We start from the raw sequence: 17439 nt of genomic DNA, 5'->3' as shown, positions 1-17439 counted from the left end.
TCGCTCATTTGGCAAAGCAAATAAATTCCTCTTTGTTTTCGAGAATAAAATCAAGAAAACACCTCACAGCCATTGAAGCTTGCGTCCTATTCTTTATTGCGACTCCAATCGTTCGTGAAAAACTTGGATATATTTCCTTTGTGACAATCTGATATGGCGTTCTTTTGAGAATAAGCTCAGCCAAGATACTAATACCAAGTCCGTTTTCCACCATTGACATGATTGTATAGTCATCATCCAAGCGGTATTCGATTTTTGCATTTATATGGTGTTGACGAAACATTTCCTGTATTCCCTTTTTAGTTCCCTCTTCCAAAAGAATCATAGATTCCTGCTCAAAAAGATTCAAGGGCACGAATTCCTTACGGGCATATGGATGGTCAACTGGCAGAATTGCCAGCATTCGGTCCTCCATAATCGGAATGACCTCAAAATCCTTGAGTGTGGGTAAATTAACAAAACCAAAGTCAACCGTTCCTTCAGAAATCCATGTTTCGATCTGGCGGTAATCCCCCTGAATCAACTCAAATTTTATATTTGGATGCTTCACTTTAAAATTCTTGAGGAGTGGAGAAAGCAAATGGCAGGAAATACTTGAAAATGTGCCGATTCGGATAAGTCCGCTTTCTATCCCAAGCAACTCAAAAACCTTGTCTGAGAGCTCTTTATGTGCATGGCTCAATTTTTGAATATACGCTAATAATACTTCACCATCTGAGGTGACTGACACTCCAGCATGACTTCGATTCAACAATTTAATATCAAATTCATTTTCAAGGGAAATAATAATTTGACTGACTGCTGATTGTGAATAATTAAAGTATTCTGCAGCCCGTGACAAACTGCCAAATTCAACTACCTTCATAAAGATTTCATACTTTGTTTTTTTCATCATGCCTCCTGCCAAACATAAGGTATTCTTATTTTCAATATAACATATATTCGCTTCTCTTATAATGATTCTATGAGTAAGATATGATTCATGACGAAATAACGGGAGTTAAGGTGAATCATATGACACAAAGACAAGCAAATCTGATTTTAACCACTGTATCTCTGGCATGGGGCATATCCTATATATTCATGAAGCTTGGGATTGATGGAATGCCTCCGTCCACGATCGTAGCATTGCGATGCGGAATTGCATTTTTTGTTACCGTAATGATTTTTTTCAAAAGGACCGTTCAAATTAATATCAAAATGCTAAAATACGCTTCCATATCCGGTGCTTTACTATACGGCATTTTTATGATGCTGTTATACGGAGTACAGCATACTTCCGCAACCTCGGCCGGATTTTTAACAAGTACTACTGTCGTGATGGTCCCTATCATACAGGCAATTCTCAACCGCAAGTTCCCTGCATTAAAAATCACGATTGGAGTTGTGATTGTATGTATCGGATTGTTGCTATTGACTGTCCGTGATCAGTTTACGCTTGATATTGGTGCAATTTATTGCCTTATTGCCGCCCTTCTTTACGCCATACATATCATAGTTTCCAACGATTTCGTGCGAAAGGTTGATGCCCTGCAACTGGGAATCTATCAATTGGGGTTTGCTTCAATTTTTGCAACGATTTGTGCCTTCGCTTTCGAAGAGCCGGTGCTGCCAAGTACTCCTGTTCACTGGGTAGCCATTCTGGCTTTAGCACTAATATGCAGTGCCTATGGCTTCGTTTTTCAATCCGTTGCTCAAAAATACACAACACCGGAAAGTGTAGGATTTCTATTCTCGCTTGAACCTATTTTTTCTGCCCTGTTTTCTTTTATATTTTTGAAGGAAATTATTGAAACAAGCCATTACCTTGGTGCGATACTCATCATGTTGGGCGTTTTTATTGCAAATCGCAGTACTAGCAAAACGTCGCAGCACAAGCAAAATGCAGGAGATTACCATGAACGGAGTTCAAGTTAAAGAAGAAAAATCAAAAACCAGCGAGAAGCCTTGTAGAACAAGGTTCCTCACTGGTTTTAATTTTGCTGGACTTTGCAAGTCCCAGATCATCTTCTCCGGATAGAGCAGCAACCTGCGCCCAATTCTTCCTTGGCTCCGATCAGTTTGACCTTCATATCGCGCATTCCGCTATAAAAAGCAGCGTACAGTCCTGCCGGACCGCCGTCATGTTTGCATTGATTACGTTCAAGAGGCTTGCGTCGCATACAATCGTGCATAAATACCGCCGCTACGCAGCAGTTCCTCATGCGTATCCGTCTCTGCAATCTCCGTGCCCACCAGCATGACGGATCGTCGATAGCCGATGGGCAATCGCCCCGTTCGTGATTCCAGCATAATCTCGGCAGCAATGGCAAACACCTCACGCAGCGTCCGTACCGTCATTACTTGGCGATTTTTGCGAAATATTCTAATGTACGAACCAATTGAGCCGTGTAGGACATTTCATTATCGTACCAAGCTACGGTTTTCACCAACTGCTGGTCCCCAACCGTCAGAACTTTGGTTTGAGTGGCATCAAATAGCGAACCGAATGTCATACCCTTAATATCGGAAGATACGATCTCGTCTTCCGTGTATCCGTATGTTTCTGGGTCAGACGCTTCTTTCATGGCGGCGTTAATATCCTCAGCCGTTACTTTAGTGTTCAATACAGTAACGAGCTCCGTTACGGAACCTGTTGCTACAGGTACACGTTGAGACGCACCATCCAGTTTGCCCTTCAGTTCGGGAAGAACGAGGCCGATGGCTTTAGCAGCACCGGTAGAATAGGGAACGATGTTCTCTGAGGCGGCCCGTGCAGCTCTGAAATCGTTTTTTGGATTCGGAGCGTCAAGCGTGCTCTGGTTGCCTGTAAAGGCGTGAATGGTCGTCATTAACCCGGATTGAATACCAAACTTGTCATGCAGAGCCTTAGCCATGGGAGCCAGACAGTTCGTTGTGCAGGAAGCGCCGGAAATAACGGTTTCCGTCCCGTCCAGTGTTTCATGATTTACGTTATATACGATTGTTTTCATGTCGCCTGTTGCCGGGGCGGAAATGACGACTTTCTTGGCTCCGCCATTTAGATGAAGCTCCGCCTTTTCTTTGGTGGTGAAGAAACCTGTACATTCTAGCACAATGTCCACGCCAAGCTCGCCCCATGGGATTTCTTCAGGATTACGGTTAGCCAGTACCTTAACTTCTTTACCGTTAATAGTAAAGCTGTCGTCATGAACTTCGATGTCACCATGAAAAGTGCCTTGCGTACTATCATATTTGAGCAGATGAGCCAGCATCTTCGCATTGGTAAGGTCGTTAATGGCCACAACCTCGACACCCTCAACCTCTTGGATTCGACGAAAAGCGAGTCTCCCGATCCGTCCAAAACCATTAATACCTACTTTTACACTCATGGAATAGTCCTCCTACAATCTTTATTTATCCCAAGCAGACAAACGTCTGTCATGAAATCAAATGAACTGTGCAGCAAGTATGATTCAGATAAGAGTTCGTTCGGCATTTATTTTTCTGTCATTAGTATGTCCAGCGGAGTTTAAGGTAAGTAATAACCGGTGCCGAACACGGTTTCCTTTAGAAAGGAATTGTTGTACAATAAAAGGTACCGAACGGTATCTTTTATTGTATCATGTTTTAAGTGAATGACAAGGCTTCAGCCATAAAATTTGATATAATGTCAGATGAGAATAAGCTCTTTCGGAGGAACCTATGAAAAAAGGAGATCGGACAAGGGAAAACATCATTATGAAATCAGCAGCAATTTTTAATCAGAAAGGATATGCCGGTACATCGCTAAACGATATTATTGCCGATACCGGGATTAAGAAGGGGGGCATTTATCGGCATTTTGCCAGTAAAGACGACATTGCGCTTGAAGCCTACAATTACGCTGCGAGTTTGGTCAACAGAAGATTTTCCGAGGCGGCCGATCAAGAGCAGTCTGCATCAGGCCGGTTGATTGCTTTTTTTCGTGTTTATGAAGATGTTGTCCATAATCCGCCATTTATTGGCGGATGTCCCATGCAGAATACGGCTGTAGAAAGTGACGATACGCATTCGGAGCTTCGTAATCGAGCAAGGCAAGGGATGCATACCGCCTTAGATATGATGAAAAGTATTATTCGTGACGGGATTAAAGCCGGGGAGTTTAAAGAAGACCTGGATCCAGATGCGCTTGCTTCGTTTGCATTTTCCTTGTTGGAGGGAGGTATTTTACTCAGCAAGTTAGATGGGGACAATAGGCATATGCTCATGAATATAACAAGCTTTTCGTCCTATTTGCAGCAATGTTGCTTAAAGACCAGTTAATCAGATGTATGACAAGCTCATTTTGAAGTTTCATTGTCCGAACGCTATGGGCAAAGTCGACTGCCGCTTGGCATAGCCGCTTGCTCGTCGTATTCCATATTCCCACGAAGGCTTGCTGGTTAAAGCAGATGTAGCAGATGTAAACAAAGCCAGTCAAAACATAAATAAAGTGTTAGACTGGCTTAGGTGATTGAATGATCCGAAGATGAATACATCTGTTAAGATTACTCAAAACTTCCCACTTCTTTTAAAGAAACACAATTTCCGTCGAATCAGATATCATGATTTACGTCACAGCTGCGCAAGCCTGCTGACCGAGTGCCCCTCGTCAGGACTGTTGGCCGACGTGTTCGCTGCGAGACGAGGAGCGCGCCCGTCGACCGCACGGATGAATCAGCCGACTGGCCGTGACAAGCTCTGGGCGCTCTCACGTCGCTTTTCACGGCGGAGAATGATCGGAACCGTGATCGCAGCAGCGATCGCCAACAACGGAGCTAGTACACCCGCGATGGGAAACGACGACGAGCCATTCGTAGAGAAGATGCTCAAGTCCCAGAGTCCGTGCAGAAGTATGGCGGGCACGAGCGATCCGGTAGACCGCCGGGCAAGGTAGAAGATCGAACCGAGGCCGAAAGACATCAATACCTGGAACAGGGCACCCGCCCCGATGCCCAGGAAGATGTTCGGCAGGTGGAAGACTGCGAACATCGCTGTTGAAAGCAGCCAGACCCCGGTTTCACCGAACCGGCTGCGCAGAGCGACCATCAACTGACCGCGGTTGACCATCTCCTCATTGAAACCGACCAGGATGCTGCCGACGAAGAGATACAGCCACATGAGGGGCGTGACACGGGTGAAATCGCCGATCAGCATGTTCACGATCGCGATGACCGTCATGATAATCGGGAGAGTCATCGTCCATCGAGAAAGAGGCCGCCTTTCAACCAGGCTGGGGCGCCACCATCCGTAGATCGTGACCATTGTGATGGTGAGCACGGCACCGCCAGACAGCGGTGCTACGTACCAGAGAAAAAGGGTCTGCTCACTCTCGCCCACTCGCGTGTAGTCGACGCCGTTGAGCACGAAGATCGCGTAGAAGACTGCGCTGTAGAGGAAATATGTGAGAACACCCCATCGTACGCGGGGACGAACTCGGAGGGCGGGATCCAAAGATTCTTGCAGCATGTCCCTATTGGTTGACATCATAAACACTCCCACTATAAATTAATAAAATTAATATTTTCTTTCATTTGCTCTTATTTTCTTAAGCTTTCAACATCGACTACTTCTCGAATCAGTATCCCACATAAGGCAACAAGGGATTGTTTCTTTTTCGGCGGATTATGGCCCCGCTTGGTGAAATAATAGAATGTCATTCAGCTTTGCCCGCAGGACATCTCTGGCTGGATATGCCGATTCCCAATTCGAACAAACACTTCACGCATGTAGCTCATAAAGTCCGGCTCGAAGCTTCTCGGGAATATCTTCGGATCTGCTTCTGCAGCAGCAGCTCATATTGCATCTGTAGTGATGTCCTAAAGTCCTTGCTATCCTACTCCAAATAAGTTCTGATATTATCCAGAGAACAGCCCTTTCTGATCATAAAAGTCAAGTTTACGAACCGTCATTGAGGTTAGCTTGGCGAGTAAACCAATGGTGTAATACGTCTTACTTATCCTTCTCGTCCCCTTTCAAGCACGAGTATAGCACCACACGTTACGTTATGCGCAAGCCTTCTTTTACACCAATATCTTGTAGAAATTATCGTTCCTAGCAACCCTTGTTGTTTGATTTCATTTGGTACTCCAGACTTTTAGAGCAATGATTGGTTTTTTTGCAGTTTTTGCTTTGTCAATCAGATACTGATCCATACCTGCCCTCCATTACATAGTGAAGTGAACCCAGCAGGCATACATGTTTCTTTTATTATCCATTTTCTACAGAAAGCCTCAGCTTTCTTCAGATTGCTGCTTAGCGTGTTAGGTTAACCTGACGCGCTAAGCTTTTTCATCTGTATACAGCTCCTTCTGGTTGTCAAATCAGAAAACAGCAAACCGGATTTGTCTCTGTAGTGCCGATTGCCGGGTCATACTTTTTCAATACTTTCCTCCTTGAAACAAATCGATTTGTTGTTCGTAGTCTCCTGCCGGATACTTGCTCAGAATCCTCATTTCCTATCATACCAGCGTTATTGAAACGGAACCTAAACGAATGGATGAACATCCGCTTAATTTTACTTCCGTTGTTTAGGTTCCGTTAATGTTGGTATGCCACAACAAATCTCCCTGCGAAATCAAGAACAAAGCCCATTTAGATGGTTAGCTTGCCGTTTCATCGGGAATGACTATTGATCAATTAATACTTCTCCACCTTGTAGCCATCCTTTATGAGCGTTGGAACAACACCGAATTCACCCATTGTATGCCCAAATCCGACTACAACCATATGCGTTTCTTTCTTATCACTTTCCAGATAGACTTTAATCTTCTCCGCCATCTTTAAATCGCGATCCGTCAATAAGCCTTTGTAATATTCAGGGTCCCAGCCGGAAGGATGGAGCGATTCTTCCAGGGTTTTATAATCGCCCTCTTTCCATATTTTATCAGAAACGCTGTCGTTACATCAGGAGCAGGGAGCTTCACATTACTTGGATCGAGATTGATGAGCAGCAGCCTTTCTTGCAGTTCGTCGGAAAAGCCGTCGTTCAACCGGAACATGGCATCAAAGGTTGCTGTACGATCCATGGCTTGAAGATATCAAAGCTGTTTTCCGGCATTCCATTTGCTTTCAGGAATTCTGTGATTTTTTTATACGTTCCTGCCGAAATATGATCCTGCAATTTTGTTCCGTCATTATAAATACCCAGCTCCGCTGCTAATTTTTGCGCTGCTTGGGGATCTATTTTTGTCATATCGACCTTCACTTGCGGTCATAAAATCGCAAAAGAAGCCTGCCCAAAATTTCTAGGTCCAAACGGAATTGCCTCTGCAACTTTAAATAAGAGGATTGGCTAAATAAAAAACAGGGCCAACCTGACGGTCAGCCCTATCGTGTTAAGAACATGAAAAATGAATTACAGCAATTAAACAGTCCGAAGTTGATACCATTAAAGGCATTGGCTCCCGGCTGCGAAGCTTGTTCGTTGATTTTATCCTGTTTTTTGTTCACTTGTTTTCACATGCTTCATAAATAACGAGATGACAAGGGCGAGGATCGTCATGAAACCGGCAAAAATAAAAGCGTCCTTGATGCCAAAAACAAAGGAAGACGGCAAATGCACGAATATTGCGGGATCAGGCTGTGCAAGATTAATCCCGTTGCTCATATCAAATCCCTTATCCTGCAAGTAGCTTGACTGGCCAGCCGCCAGCATCGTCATCGCCAGCGCACTGCCAATCGCTCCAGCCACTTGCTGCAATGTACTCATAATAGCTGTACCATGCGGGTAATATTCTGCCGGCAGTTGGTTCATGCCATTAGTTTGTCCCGGCATCATGACCATTGACAAAGCTAATAAGAACAAGCAATGCAATGCAACAATAAACATGGTGGAGGAATCAACCGTAATCGTTGAGAAGAAGAACATAGTGACACCAATTAAAATAAGTCCGGGTATGATTAGTCTTCTTGGTCCGTACTTATCGAAGATTTTTCCCATAAATGGAGCCATGATCCCGCTAATAAGCGTACCCGGCAACAAGAGCAAACCCGCCTGTAGGGCACTTTTTCCAAGGCCATTCTGTAAAAGTATCGGCAGCAATAGCATGGACGACAAAAGCAGCATCATAACAACAATGAATAGTACCACCGACAAAGAAAACATCGGATAACGGAACGTACGCAGGTTCATCAGCGGTGATGCTACACTGAATTGGCGCCAAGTGAAGAGAATAAGTGCCAACACGCCAATCATTAAGAAAGAGATAACGAGCATACTGCCCCAGCCGCTCTCGCCGGCTTTGCTGAAGCCGAATAAAAGGCTGCCAAAACCGATTGTCGAAAGTACCAAGGAAAGGATATCAATTTTAGGACGTGTAATAACGGATATATTTTTCAAGAAAATGATACCGGTAATTAATGCAATAAGGAGAACGCTACTGGAAATCCAGAAAATCCAGTGCCAAGAAAGCTTTTCAATAATTAAGCCCGCAATTGTTGGACCCGAAGCAGGGGCAAAGGTCAGCACAAGCCCCATCAATCCCATAGCTGCGCCGCGCCTTTCCGGCGGAAAAAGAATCAGTATGGCATTTAGCATAAGGGGCAAAAGCAAAGCTAAACCAGCGGCCTGAAAAAAGCGGGCAGCCAGAAGCACTTCAAAATTAGGCGCCAAACCGGCAATTAGTGAGCCGAGTGTTGAAAAAGAAAGAGAGGCAATAAACAACTGTCTCGTTGTAAACCATTGAAGCAGCAGACCAGACACTGGACCTAAAATACCCAGTACGAGCATATAACCAGTAGTTAGCCACTGGATGGTAGTCGGTCCGACTTGTAATTGCTTCATTAGCTCTGGAAGTGCAATATTAAGGGCCGTTTCGCTAAACATGCCAATAAAGCAGCCTAATAATAACGAAATAAGAATCGGCGCTGCTTTTACTTGTTTTGTTACATCCGTTTGAATAGATGCTTCCATGTCCCACTCTCCGGTTCATTTTCAGTAATTTAGATATAAAACACTTCACGCAAGTAGTTCTTAAAGTCCGGCTCGAAACTGCTCGGGAAGAGCTGCGGATCCATCTCCTTCAGCACGCTTCCCACCTCGCCCGTCCCCAGCTCGTGCAGCTGATGTCCCAGCAGCCGCTTAATTATCAACTGCAGACGAAGAGCACGCTCCTGTACAAGCGGATGTCCCGGCTGCAGCCCTTGCTTGTACATAACGAGCAGATCGTTAAGCCCTATCGTCATCTCACGTGTTGCCTGAAGCTGTTCCTCCATGGTTGACCCACTCATAAATATAGATTGTACGAGTGCATCCGGCAGCCGGTCGGAGAGCCACTGCTTCTGATCCTCCTCATGTTGAATGGAATGAATCATCGTCATAATGAGCCCATGATCTATCGTATCGTTATCCTTTATGACGGCTCTTACCCGTTCCATCGTAGACACAACATGCTGGATGTGTTGCTGCTTCTGCAGCAGCAGCTCATGTTGCAGCTCCAGTGAAGCATGAAAATCCTTGCTGTTCTGCTCTGCTAAATACTTGCCGATCTCATCCAGGGAGTAGCCTAAATATTTTAAGGTTAGTATTTGATGGAGCCGTACCAAATCCTCATCGGTATAGATCCGGTGTCCCTGTTCATTATATCCGCTGGGCTTGAGCAGCCCCTTCCGATCATAAAAGCGCAGCGTTCGTTCCGTTGTTGAGGTCAGCTTGGCGAGGGAACCAACGGTATAATAACTCTTGCTTATCTTTCTCAACCCCTTTCAAGTACCAGTATAGCGCATGACGTTACGTCATGCGCAAGCATTTCTTTGAACTTATGAACACAAAAGAGCCATAGCCAAAATGCTCATGTCAAGTGGAGTTGCCTGGGCAACATTCAATGAATGGATTTTGGTATAGCTCCTTACAGATCAACTATATTTTTGAATCTTCAGCTTTTATTTGGCCCTATAATCGTTTACCAAAGCGTAATTCTATCCTCCGGGGCAATGTACATTTTGTCGCCCTTTTTCACGCCGAATGTGGAGTAGAAATCATCGCTGTTCGCAACAACCGCATTTACCCTGATTTTACTTGGCGGATTCGGATCGACCAGCAGCAGGTATTGGTCAATTTCGGCCAGGGCCTTATGTCTCCAAATCGTAGCCCATGATGTATAGAAATCTTCCAGATTGGCATCCGGCTGTTGTTTTGCCAATTCAAGCGCAACATTCAGTCCGCCAATATCTGCAATATTTTCCGGCACGGTTCTCTGCCCATTAACTTTTCGGCCTATATACTCGGCTTTGTTATATTGCTCAACAAAAGCCTGGGCTTTTTCTTCGAATTTCTTGTAGTCTTCTTCTGACCACCAATTGACCTTGTTTCCAACCTCATCATATTTGGCCCCATTTGTATCAAAAGCGTGGGAGATTTCGTGTCCGATAACCGCACCTATGCCACCATAATTCCAACTCGCGCTTTTATTTTTATCATAAAATGGAGCCTGAAGAGCCGCAGCCGGGAACGTCATCGTGTTGGTGAGATATTGATAGTTGGCATTCGCAGTATGTCCAGGCGTTCTCCATTCGTCCCGGTTAATCGTTTGATCAAGTTTTGCAAACCTATTTTTCTCAATTACCGTTTGGATGGAGCGATTATTCTCATACAGAGACTTATTCTCATCCACCTTTAACAACGCGTACATGCCATCCAGCTTGTCCGGATAGCCAATGTGGATCTTCATGGCATCCAGTTTTTTAAGCGCTGCTGTCTTGGTTTTTTCCGACAGCCAGTCATTTTTTTGCAGTCTGTTCCGGAAACTCTCAACCATTTCTTCAGCCATGCGCGTAACATCCTGTTTGGCTTCTTTTCCGAGGTATGTCTGGCCATAATAGTTTCCTGCTACATTTTCGAAAGCAGCATTTACGATATTGTAAATCGTGTCTTCTGTTGGCGGCAATTTTTCTTGACCACTCATTGCTCTGCTGAGTTGGGTCGATTTTGCAATGAACTCATCGGATAGCATAGGTGCGGACTTGAATACAAAGTTTGCGTATGTCCAGCTCTTTATTTTATCCCAATTTTTCTCATTCAAAAACGTATCCATGTTTTCAAAATAATCCAATTTCATGAGGGATACCGTTTTTAGTTTTTTGCCGGTAACATCTGCGACAAATTTTTCAAAATCAATCTCTTTACTATAGGGCTTCAGCTCTTCCGCTGTTTTTGGATTATAAAACGACTCCACGTTATTTGAATCTTCTGCGGACATGATATACTGCGCAAATTCCTGTTCAAAATCTACAGCTTGACCGGCAATACGGATTGCTTCTTCTTTTGTTTCCCCAACCATCACAAGCAGATCCGCCAGCATATTTTTGTATCCCCCTAACACTGCTTGGCCATTAGGATTGTCAGGTGCATAGATGCTCTTATCAAATGGCGGTTTAGGAGAATTCATGTATAGAATTTCTTTCGTTGCATCCTTCATGTCAGACAAGTTATAAAAAGTAAATGGCAAAGATAGCCCTCTAAAATAGAGTTCTTTTTGATTTTTTGCAAAATCCGCCAAGCTGTTGATCGATTTAATTTTTTCGATGTCCGCTCTTATGGCTTCATATCCTTGCTTGGAGAGTTTATCCCGGTCAGCAGCCAGTTTATAAAATTTAATCATGTTGCCGATCTCGTCGTCTGTTTTGTCGCGTCCCGCGGCTGCCATTTTCGCCATATCCTGCGAAAGCTGCTTTTTCACGCTAGCATCGAGGTCGCTAAAGCCGCCTGCTATTACTTTACCTGCTGAAATTTCCGTGGACGCAAGCCACTTTGCATTTACAGCTTCATAAAAATCGTCTTGCAGCCTGGTTTTTACAACTTCATTGCCCGGCTGCTTTAAGGTTAGGTTAACCTGGCGCAGCGATGGATTCCAGGCAACTTTGTAGCCAATCGTTTCCGCGACAAACCGGAGCGGCACATACGTTTCATTTTTGATTTGCTTTGGCGCTGCATCCAGTTTGATTGTTTTGCCGTTTACAGTTGCATTCGTGCTGCCAATTTTGAGGGATAAGGAGAGGCCTTCTTTTGTACCGCTGACGGTACGGGTCGCTTCATCCCATTTCATTTGGACACCCAGCTTCTCGAGAAGCGTACGCATCGGGACGAGTGTCACCCCTTTTTCCATGACAGGTCCAGACTTGCTGAACTGAATTTGCTGGCCATTTTGCCACACGGACAAGGCATTATCCGCTGCATGAACAGAAGAGACGACCGATGTAAGCAGGCATATGGACAATAATGAAGCGCTAAGTTTTTTCATCTGGCATAAGCTCCTTCTATTGAAATGATAAAGTAATTGGACTGAACGGTTTAGATAATGACAGCCGTTCCGCTGACAGCGACCATGAGCATGCCCTGGCGGACAACCTCGTAATTGATATCGACACCGATAATCGCATTGGCTCCCATCTGCGAAGCTTGCTGTGACATTTCTTTAAAGGCTTCGTCTCTTGCTTCCTTTAGCTTGGTTTCATAGGCCTTCGATCGCCCGCCCACAATATCTCTAAATGAAGCCATAATATCTCTCCCGACATTAGCGGCCATAATGACTTCACCGGTGGCAACGCCGATGTACTGCCTGACCGGGGAGCCTTCAACGATTGCTGTTGTAGTAACAATCATGGGTCTTCCTCCTCGAAATAAATAGATTTATTATCCAAGAGCCTCCTGGGAGATGCTTGTATTAGATTCCTTATTTCCTATCCTACCAAAGCCATTGAAACAGAGCCTAAATGAATTGCTGAACATCAGCTAAATTTTGCACCCTGTTATTAAGGTTCTGTTCATGTAGCGGAAGCACTACCGACTAAACGTCTCTCGGAAATCTTTTGGGAGAGGGAGATAAAGAGTGCGCCAGGCATATGAAAATCCCTTTAAAAGGTGAAAATGCACCCCGCAAAGAATTCATCGGTTTTACCCTGGGGTTTTACCAATGTCTGCTTTAGGGGGTGCGCTTCAAACATATTGTTCGTGCAGGGTTCGAATTGACGCAAGAATTTTACAGGGTCACACTCCGCAATGAGATACTGGCTCCAGAGCAATCAGTTGTCGGAGATATCATTATCACATTGATTCAACGTGCTCAAGAAGAAGGACTAATTAAAAACATGGCACCAGCAAAAGAAATACACCGGACACTTTGTTATATCTCGAATGGTGTAAGTCTTTTTTGGTCCATGTCTAACGGGGATTTTGATGTTATGGAAGAAAGCAGAAACAGATTTAAAATTCTGCTTATGTTGGACTCATAATTTTTTATCAGCTTAGGGATTTGAGGGCATGCGAGGTGTAAGAGGGGATAACTGGAATATCCCCTTACGTCGGGCAGTGTTGAATCCATCATGGCATGGGTTCTTTTTACGGTTACCGTAAGGGGATAAGACCATTACTCTCTTCTATATTTCATGCTAATTAAGTCCTGCCATATTCTTCTGATCACTTTTATCAATGGCAACAGGTGTTTGCAACTCAATCGTTTTGGCTTTACCATCATATTTGACTTCGGCACCAAGCAGCCCTGCGACATCGCGGAGTGGAAGATAAGTTGTGCCGTCCACAACGATAGGCGAGTTCTTCAGCGTCTTCTCGGCCCCATTAACCTTAATAACAAACTTCGAAACCGTCGCCTGCACCGTCTTGTTTGTTGCGGCTACAGCCGTTGTTGCCGATCCAATCAGCAGACCGAGTGAGAGGGCAAGAATTACTTTTTTCAATGCTATCAGCTCCTTTGATTTTATGGCTTTCATTACATAATTTCGCTCCAGGTGAGCTTTCGTTCAATTCGACTGTTTTTTTATTGGCCTTACATCATTTATTGTACTATCCAATTTCGGCAATACTTTGGACGGAATGCGGAAAAATCGTGGAATCGGCTATTCCGAATAGAAGTACAAAAAAAGCAACCGATAGCAATCGGCTGCTTTCATGTTTGCCTGTTATTTATGGGGTCCAGTTTAATGCCCTGCAACAGCACTTCAAGCCCCCACCGGAACCGTTCCATGACGACAGTATCTCCTGAGAATAACTCTTCACTCAGGCTATGAATGAAAGGAAATCGAACAGAGTCCGCATTGCTAAAGGCTTGTTTGATATCCGACAACTTCGCGGCATCATGCTTTTTCCAGGAATGCTTTTCGTATGCCAATGAAGTCACATATAACAACATAAGATCTGTTCCCCATGCTGCAGATTTCGATCCGGCTCCGCCTTCAAGCAGCGCGGCAAGAATATATTCGATGAGCTCCATATATTTGTCTCCCTTTGGAATAGTAGAGAACGAAATTTCCGCGAGTCCCGGCTGCTCAACTAGCAAAAGGAAATATGCGGTCAGGGCCCCGAATAATCGCTCCTTCCATGAGCCATTTTCGGCATCAGGCAATATGAGGCATCCAAGGCCGAAGTCCTGAACGTAAGAGTTTAAATCCTCAAGATTATTGACGTAGACGTACAAGGAAGAGGGTCCTGTATCCAGTTCCTTGGCGATTTTGCGCATACTCATGCCCTTCATGCCTTGTTCCTTAAGAAGCTCATAGGCAGTTTGGACGATGAGTTCACGGCTGAGCGGCTCTTTGGCCGGACGGTCACGACGACTAACGATAACTCGATTAGAATTTTTCATATTCTCTTTATAATATAGCAGGGCAAGAAATTCAACATGTTTATTGCCGGTTGTGCTGATCGATGATGGAACTCATGAATTCCGCCAGGTTGGCAGCGGCATTGTCGGAAAAGCAGAGCTTTAAGCTGTAATCCGAATCCCTGGCCTTCTCCGATGAACTTGCATACATGATTTCCTCATATTCTTCAATGGCTTTGCTGAAGTCATCATTATGCCGGGCAATGGCAAGTGCCAGCTCCAGTGCATCGAACATCGCCATGTTCACCCCTTCACCCGCGAATGGCGACATGACATGGGCAGCATCCCCGATCAGCGTGACTCCCGGATTGCGGTTCCACTGGAACCCGATCGGCAGCATGTAGATGCGTCTTGGCAATAAGGCGTCTTCTGCGAAACGGATATAATCTTTGAGCTGCTCGTCCCAATCCTGAAAGATGTCAAGCAGCCGCTCCTTGGCCTCTTTAGGCTGATTGAACGGAATCCCGCTTGTCTCCAGCCAGTCTTTCTCTATCCTGAATGCCGCATAGACCTTAATGCGTCCATCTCCATTGACTTGGCCAATAATCGCTTTATGATCATCCAGGCCGAACATCTTGCCCCGTTTGTTAAACGCGGCTAATTCCGGGTAATTCGCTGCTGCATTCAGGATGTTCAATTCAATCATAGTCAAACCCGAGTATTCGACATCGATATCCGTAAGCAGCGGACGTACACGGGAAAATGCTCCATCTGAGCCAATCACCAGGTGGACCGTATCTACAAAGCCATTTTCGAATTGAAGCTCAGTCATGCCGTTTTCTAGCGTAACCGCCTTATCGAGTTTATATCCGTATTTGATGGTATCCGCATGAATTTCTTGCAACAACAGATCACACAGAACACCACGGTCAATCTCCGGGCGTGCCCCTGCTCCATCTGGCTCTGTATCAGCTTCATCATCTATATAAATGTTGCCGGATTTATCAAGTACCCGGAAATCCTCCCCCTCATAGCGGGCAAGGGTTTGAAACTTGTCATAAAGCCCTGCTTCTTTAAGCGCCTTCTGACCGGATTCTTCATGAAGATCCAAGGAGCCGCCCCTTTCATGACTCTGGTCATGCAGCTCCCGCTCATATACAACGGATTGTATGCCGTGCCGCTGCAAAATTAAGGCAAGGGTTAATCCCCCTGGCCCTGCTCCGATAATTGCAATTCTTTTTTGTTCTTTAGATCCTGTAGTCATCTTGCACATCCCCTTCTATTTAAGTAATAACTCGCCAATTCGTAATTTTGTCTACAACTCATTTATATCATAACGAACACTGTTCGTAAAGAACTATGTTCGTTATGATATATGATTTAGAATAACTTACCATTACTTGTGATATGGTTCAGCTTAACAGGATATCTGAGAAAAAAAGCAAAAAGGAGCTCAAGGCTCCTTCATGCTCGTTATTTTAAATTATTCAATACCGGTGATTTTCTAATGCCCGTAGGCAATCAATCTGCTAAACGGAGATCAAGCTTCCGGATTGTCCTGCAGCAATTTACCCCCTCACTTAGTTTATCTTTACCCGGGCGACTTATTGAACCTTCATGGTCTGGTCCCGGTTTATTTTATATTCAAAAAATATACGTAGGGCAAACTTGACGAATGCTTTCTTTAATCGTATCGCAGCCTGACTTCAAATTGTCTATGCTGATCGTCAAAGGAGGCATGATCTTAATGACTGTATCGTTGCGGCCGGCTCTTTCCAGAATGAGCCCGTTCCTGAAACAATTCGAGACGATCTCTTTAGCGGCCTCCTGTCCCAGATGAGCGACATCAATTCCCCAAATCAACCCAATCCCCCGAATTCGCAGTTCGGGATCTAGCGGCCAAATCTCACTTTCCAGGTAGTGTTTAATAAAAGCCTCTTTCTCCCGTACCTGATCGCCAAGACTCTCCGCTGTTCTGAATTCCAGTGCCGCCTTAGCCGTGACAAAAGCTAATTGATTGCCCCTAAATGTCCCATTGTGCTCTCCAGGATTCCAAATATCCAACTCCGGTTTGATCAGCAATAAAGACATCGGCAAGCCATACCCGCTAATCGATTTGGATAATATCACGATATCCGGCACAATCCCCGCACGCTCAAATGAGAAAAATGGACCGGTTCTGCCGCAGCCGACCTGAATATCGTCGATAATCATTAAAATATCGTGATCATCACAAAGCTGGCGCAAGTTTTGCAGCCATCCAGTTTCAGCCACGTTTATTCCGCCTTCCGCCTGAACGGTTTCCAATATAATCGCTGCAGGCTTCTCGATCCCGGAATGCGTATCGGAGAGGATTTGCTCCATGTAACGGATTGTGTCCAATCCTCCAAACGACTGCCCATAGGGAATAAAAGTCACATTATTGAGCGGTATCCCGGCACTTTCGCGCATCGATATGTTGCTTGTGATCGACAGACTTCCCAGCGACATCCCATGGAATCCGCCCATGAAAGCAAAAATTCCGCTTCTGCCCTTAACCTTTCGGGCCAGTTTCAACGCGGCTTCCACCGCATTAGTACCCGTCGGTCCGCAAAATTGCAGTTTATAATCCAAAGCTTGGGGTTTGAGGATATGCTCTGAGAATGAAAGAATAAATTCTTCTTTTGCCTTCGTATACATGTCGAGTCCATGCATTATCCGGTCCTGGGATACGTATTCCAGAATTCTGGACTTCATAAACTTATTGTTATGTCCGTAGTTAAGGGCTCCCGCCCCCGCAAAAAAATCGATATAAGCTTCCCCGGTATCCGCATACAACTGATCTCCCTTAGCTTTATCGAATACAACCGGAAAACTTCTGCAATAAGACCTGACATTGGACTCCAAAACTTCGAACGTATTCATC

At 44.8% G+C, this 17439-nt stretch carries 17 protein-coding genes; 3 read left to right on the top strand and 14 right to left on the bottom strand.

What is annotated here, in order from left to right; all coding sequences use genetic code 11:
- Positions 1-4 precede the first annotated feature (4 nt).
- On the bottom strand, positions 5-892 hold the full coding sequence (locus H583_RS32015) for a LysR family transcriptional regulator (RefSeq protein ID WP_036708565.1): 888 nt from the start codon (positions 890-892) through the stop codon (positions 5-7).
- 122 nt (positions 893-1014) lie between these two features.
- Here H583_RS32015 and H583_RS32010 point away from each other — a divergent pair, with 122 nt between their 5' ends.
- Complete coding sequence (locus H583_RS32010) at positions 1015-1917, top strand: DMT family transporter (protein ID WP_081667004.1); 903 nt, start codon at positions 1015-1017, stop codon at positions 1915-1917.
- Between the two features lie 225 nt (positions 1918-2142).
- Here the strand turns inward: H583_RS32010 and H583_RS0105710 are convergent, their stop codons facing one another.
- Both H583_RS0105710 and gap read right to left on the bottom strand, forming a co-directional pair.
- Positions 2143-2340, bottom strand: a complete 198-nt coding sequence (locus H583_RS0105710) for a hypothetical protein (RefSeq protein WP_028559635.1) — start codon at positions 2338-2340, stop codon at positions 2143-2145.
- Positions 2340-3350 (bottom strand): type I glyceraldehyde-3-phosphate dehydrogenase, encoded by a 1011-nt coding sequence (gap, locus tag H583_RS0105705; RefSeq protein ID WP_028559634.1) that lies wholly within the window; start codon positions 3348-3350, stop codon positions 2340-2342. Before gap ends, H583_RS0105710 begins: the two co-directional genes overlap by 1 nt.
- 313 nt (positions 3351-3663) lie before the next feature.
- On the opposite strand from gap, the gene H583_RS0105700 reads away from it, so the two are divergent.
- On the top strand, positions 3664-4263 hold the full coding sequence (locus H583_RS0105700; RefSeq protein WP_028559633.1) for a TetR/AcrR family transcriptional regulator: 600 nt from the start codon (positions 3664-3666) through the stop codon (positions 4261-4263).
- Positions 4264-4656: 393 nt separating this feature from the next.
- Here the strand turns inward: H583_RS0105700 and H583_RS0105695 are convergent, their stop codons facing one another.
- The 7 genes from H583_RS0105695 to H583_RS0105660 form a co-directional block, all read right to left on the bottom strand.
- On the bottom strand, positions 4657-5469 hold the full coding sequence (locus tag H583_RS0105695) for a CPBP family intramembrane glutamic endopeptidase (protein WP_081667001.1): 813 nt from the start codon (positions 5467-5469) through the stop codon (positions 4657-4659).
- 1149 nt (positions 5470-6618) lie between these two features.
- Entirely contained in the window at positions 6619-6861 is a 243-nt protein-coding gene (locus H583_RS35945; protein WP_081667000.1) for a TraB/GumN family protein, read from the bottom strand.
- Positions 6862-6967: 106 nt separating this feature from the next.
- Positions 6968-7174: a TraB/GumN family protein gene (locus tag H583_RS0105680; RefSeq protein ID WP_028559630.1), complete on the bottom strand. Its 207-nt coding sequence runs from the start codon at positions 7172-7174 to the stop codon at positions 6968-6970.
- Between the two features lie 237 nt (positions 7175-7411).
- Entirely contained in the window at positions 7412-8893 is a 1482-nt protein-coding gene (locus tag H583_RS0105675; protein ID WP_028559629.1) for a DHA2 family efflux MFS transporter permease subunit, read from the bottom strand.
- Between the two features lie 29 nt (positions 8894-8922).
- A complete protein-coding gene (locus tag H583_RS0105670) occupies positions 8923-9678 on the bottom strand; it encodes a MerR family transcriptional regulator (RefSeq protein ID WP_028559628.1) in 756 nt (251 codons plus the stop codon).
- Between the two features lie 203 nt (positions 9679-9881).
- Entirely contained in the window at positions 9882-12218 is a 2337-nt protein-coding gene (locus H583_RS0105665; RefSeq protein ID WP_028559627.1) for a M13-type metalloendopeptidase, read from the bottom strand.
- 50 nt (positions 12219-12268) lie between these two features.
- Entirely contained in the window at positions 12269-12580 is a 312-nt protein-coding gene (locus H583_RS0105660; RefSeq protein ID WP_028559626.1) for a YbjQ family protein, read from the bottom strand.
- Positions 12581-12942: 362 nt separating this feature from the next.
- Here H583_RS0105660 and H583_RS32005 point away from each other — a divergent pair, with 362 nt between their 5' ends.
- Positions 12943-13209 carry a hypothetical protein gene (locus H583_RS32005; protein ID WP_051236045.1) on the top strand — a complete coding sequence of 89 codons (267 nt, stop codon included), beginning with the start codon at positions 12943-12945 and terminating at the stop codon, positions 13207-13209.
- Positions 13210-13365: 156 nt separating this feature from the next.
- On the opposite strand, the gene H583_RS32000 is transcribed toward H583_RS32005, so the two are convergent.
- The 4 genes from H583_RS32000 to ectB form a co-directional block, all read right to left on the bottom strand.
- The gene (locus tag H583_RS32000) at positions 13366-13671 is read right to left on the bottom strand and encodes a copper amine oxidase N-terminal domain-containing protein (protein ID WP_161631189.1); all 306 of its coding nucleotides are present in this window, start codon (positions 13669-13671) and stop codon (positions 13366-13368) included.
- A 209-nt stretch (positions 13672-13880) separates the two neighbouring features.
- Positions 13881-14576 carry a TetR/AcrR family transcriptional regulator gene (locus H583_RS0105645; RefSeq protein ID WP_028559624.1) on the bottom strand — a complete coding sequence of 232 codons (696 nt, stop codon included), beginning with the start codon at positions 14574-14576 and terminating at the stop codon, positions 13881-13883.
- A gap of 40 nt (positions 14577-14616) precedes the next feature.
- Positions 14617-15798: an FAD-dependent oxidoreductase gene (locus H583_RS0105640; RefSeq protein WP_036708564.1), complete on the bottom strand. Its 1182-nt coding sequence runs from the start codon at positions 15796-15798 to the stop codon at positions 14617-14619.
- A 380-nt stretch (positions 15799-16178) separates the two neighbouring features.
- Positions 16179-17438 carry a diaminobutyrate--2-oxoglutarate transaminase gene (gene ectB, locus H583_RS0105635; RefSeq protein ID WP_028559622.1) on the bottom strand — a complete coding sequence of 420 codons (1260 nt, stop codon included), beginning with the start codon at positions 17436-17438 and terminating at the stop codon, positions 16179-16181.
- Position 17439 lies beyond the last annotated feature (1 nt).

The sequence above is a fragment of the Paenibacillus pinihumi DSM 23905 = JCM 16419 genome, assembly GCF_000422505.1.
Taxonomy (GTDB): Bacteria; Bacillota; Bacilli; order Paenibacillales; family Paenibacillaceae; genus Paenibacillus_D; species Paenibacillus_D pinihumi.
The sequence above is the reverse complement of the archived record's forward strand: the minus strand, read 5'-3'. Positions and strand labels throughout refer to the sequence as shown.

Coding starts and splice junctions, on each gene's coding strand:
- H583_RS32015 (WP_036708565.1), bottom strand. CDS start 892: ATGAAAAAAACAAAGTATGAAATCTTTATGAAGGTAGTTGAATTTGGC.
- H583_RS0105660 (WP_028559626.1), bottom strand. CDS start 12,580: ATGATTGTTACTACAACAGCAATCGTTGAAGGCTCCCCGGTCAGGCAG.
- gap (WP_028559634.1), bottom strand. CDS start 3,350: ATGAGTGTAAAAGTAGGTATTAATGGTTTTGGACGGATCGGGAGACTC.
- H583_RS0105675 (WP_028559629.1), bottom strand. CDS start 8,893: ATGGAAGCATCTATTCAAACGGATGTAACAAAACAAGTAAAAGCAGCG.
- H583_RS0105645 (WP_028559624.1), bottom strand. CDS start 14,576: ATGAAAAATTCTAATCGAGTTATCGTTAGTCGTCGTGACCGTCCGGCC.
- H583_RS0105665 (WP_028559627.1), bottom strand. CDS start 12,218: ATGAAAAAACTTAGCGCTTCATTATTGTCCATATGCCTGCTTACATCG.
- ectB (WP_028559622.1), bottom strand. CDS start 17,438: ATGAATACGTTCGAAGTTTTGGAGTCCAATGTCAGGTCTTATTGCAGA.
- H583_RS0105695 (WP_081667001.1), bottom strand. CDS start 5,469: ATGATGTCAACCAATAGGGACATGCTGCAAGAATCTTTGGATCCCGCC.
- H583_RS0105680 (WP_028559630.1), bottom strand. CDS start 7,174: ATGACAAAAATAGATCCCCAAGCAGCGCAAAAATTAGCAGCGGAGCTG.
- H583_RS0105700 (WP_028559633.1), top strand. CDS start 3,664: ATGAAAAAAGGAGATCGGACAAGGGAAAACATCATTATGAAATCAGCA.
- H583_RS0105710 (WP_028559635.1), bottom strand. CDS start 2,340: ATGACGGTACGGACGCTGCGTGAGGTGTTTGCCATTGCTGCCGAGATT.
- H583_RS0105640 (WP_036708564.1), bottom strand. CDS start 15,798: ATGACTACAGGATCTAAAGAACAAAAAAGAATTGCAATTATCGGAGCA.
- H583_RS32010 (WP_081667004.1), top strand. CDS start 1,015: ATGACACAAAGACAAGCAAATCTGATTTTAACCACTGTATCTCTGGCA.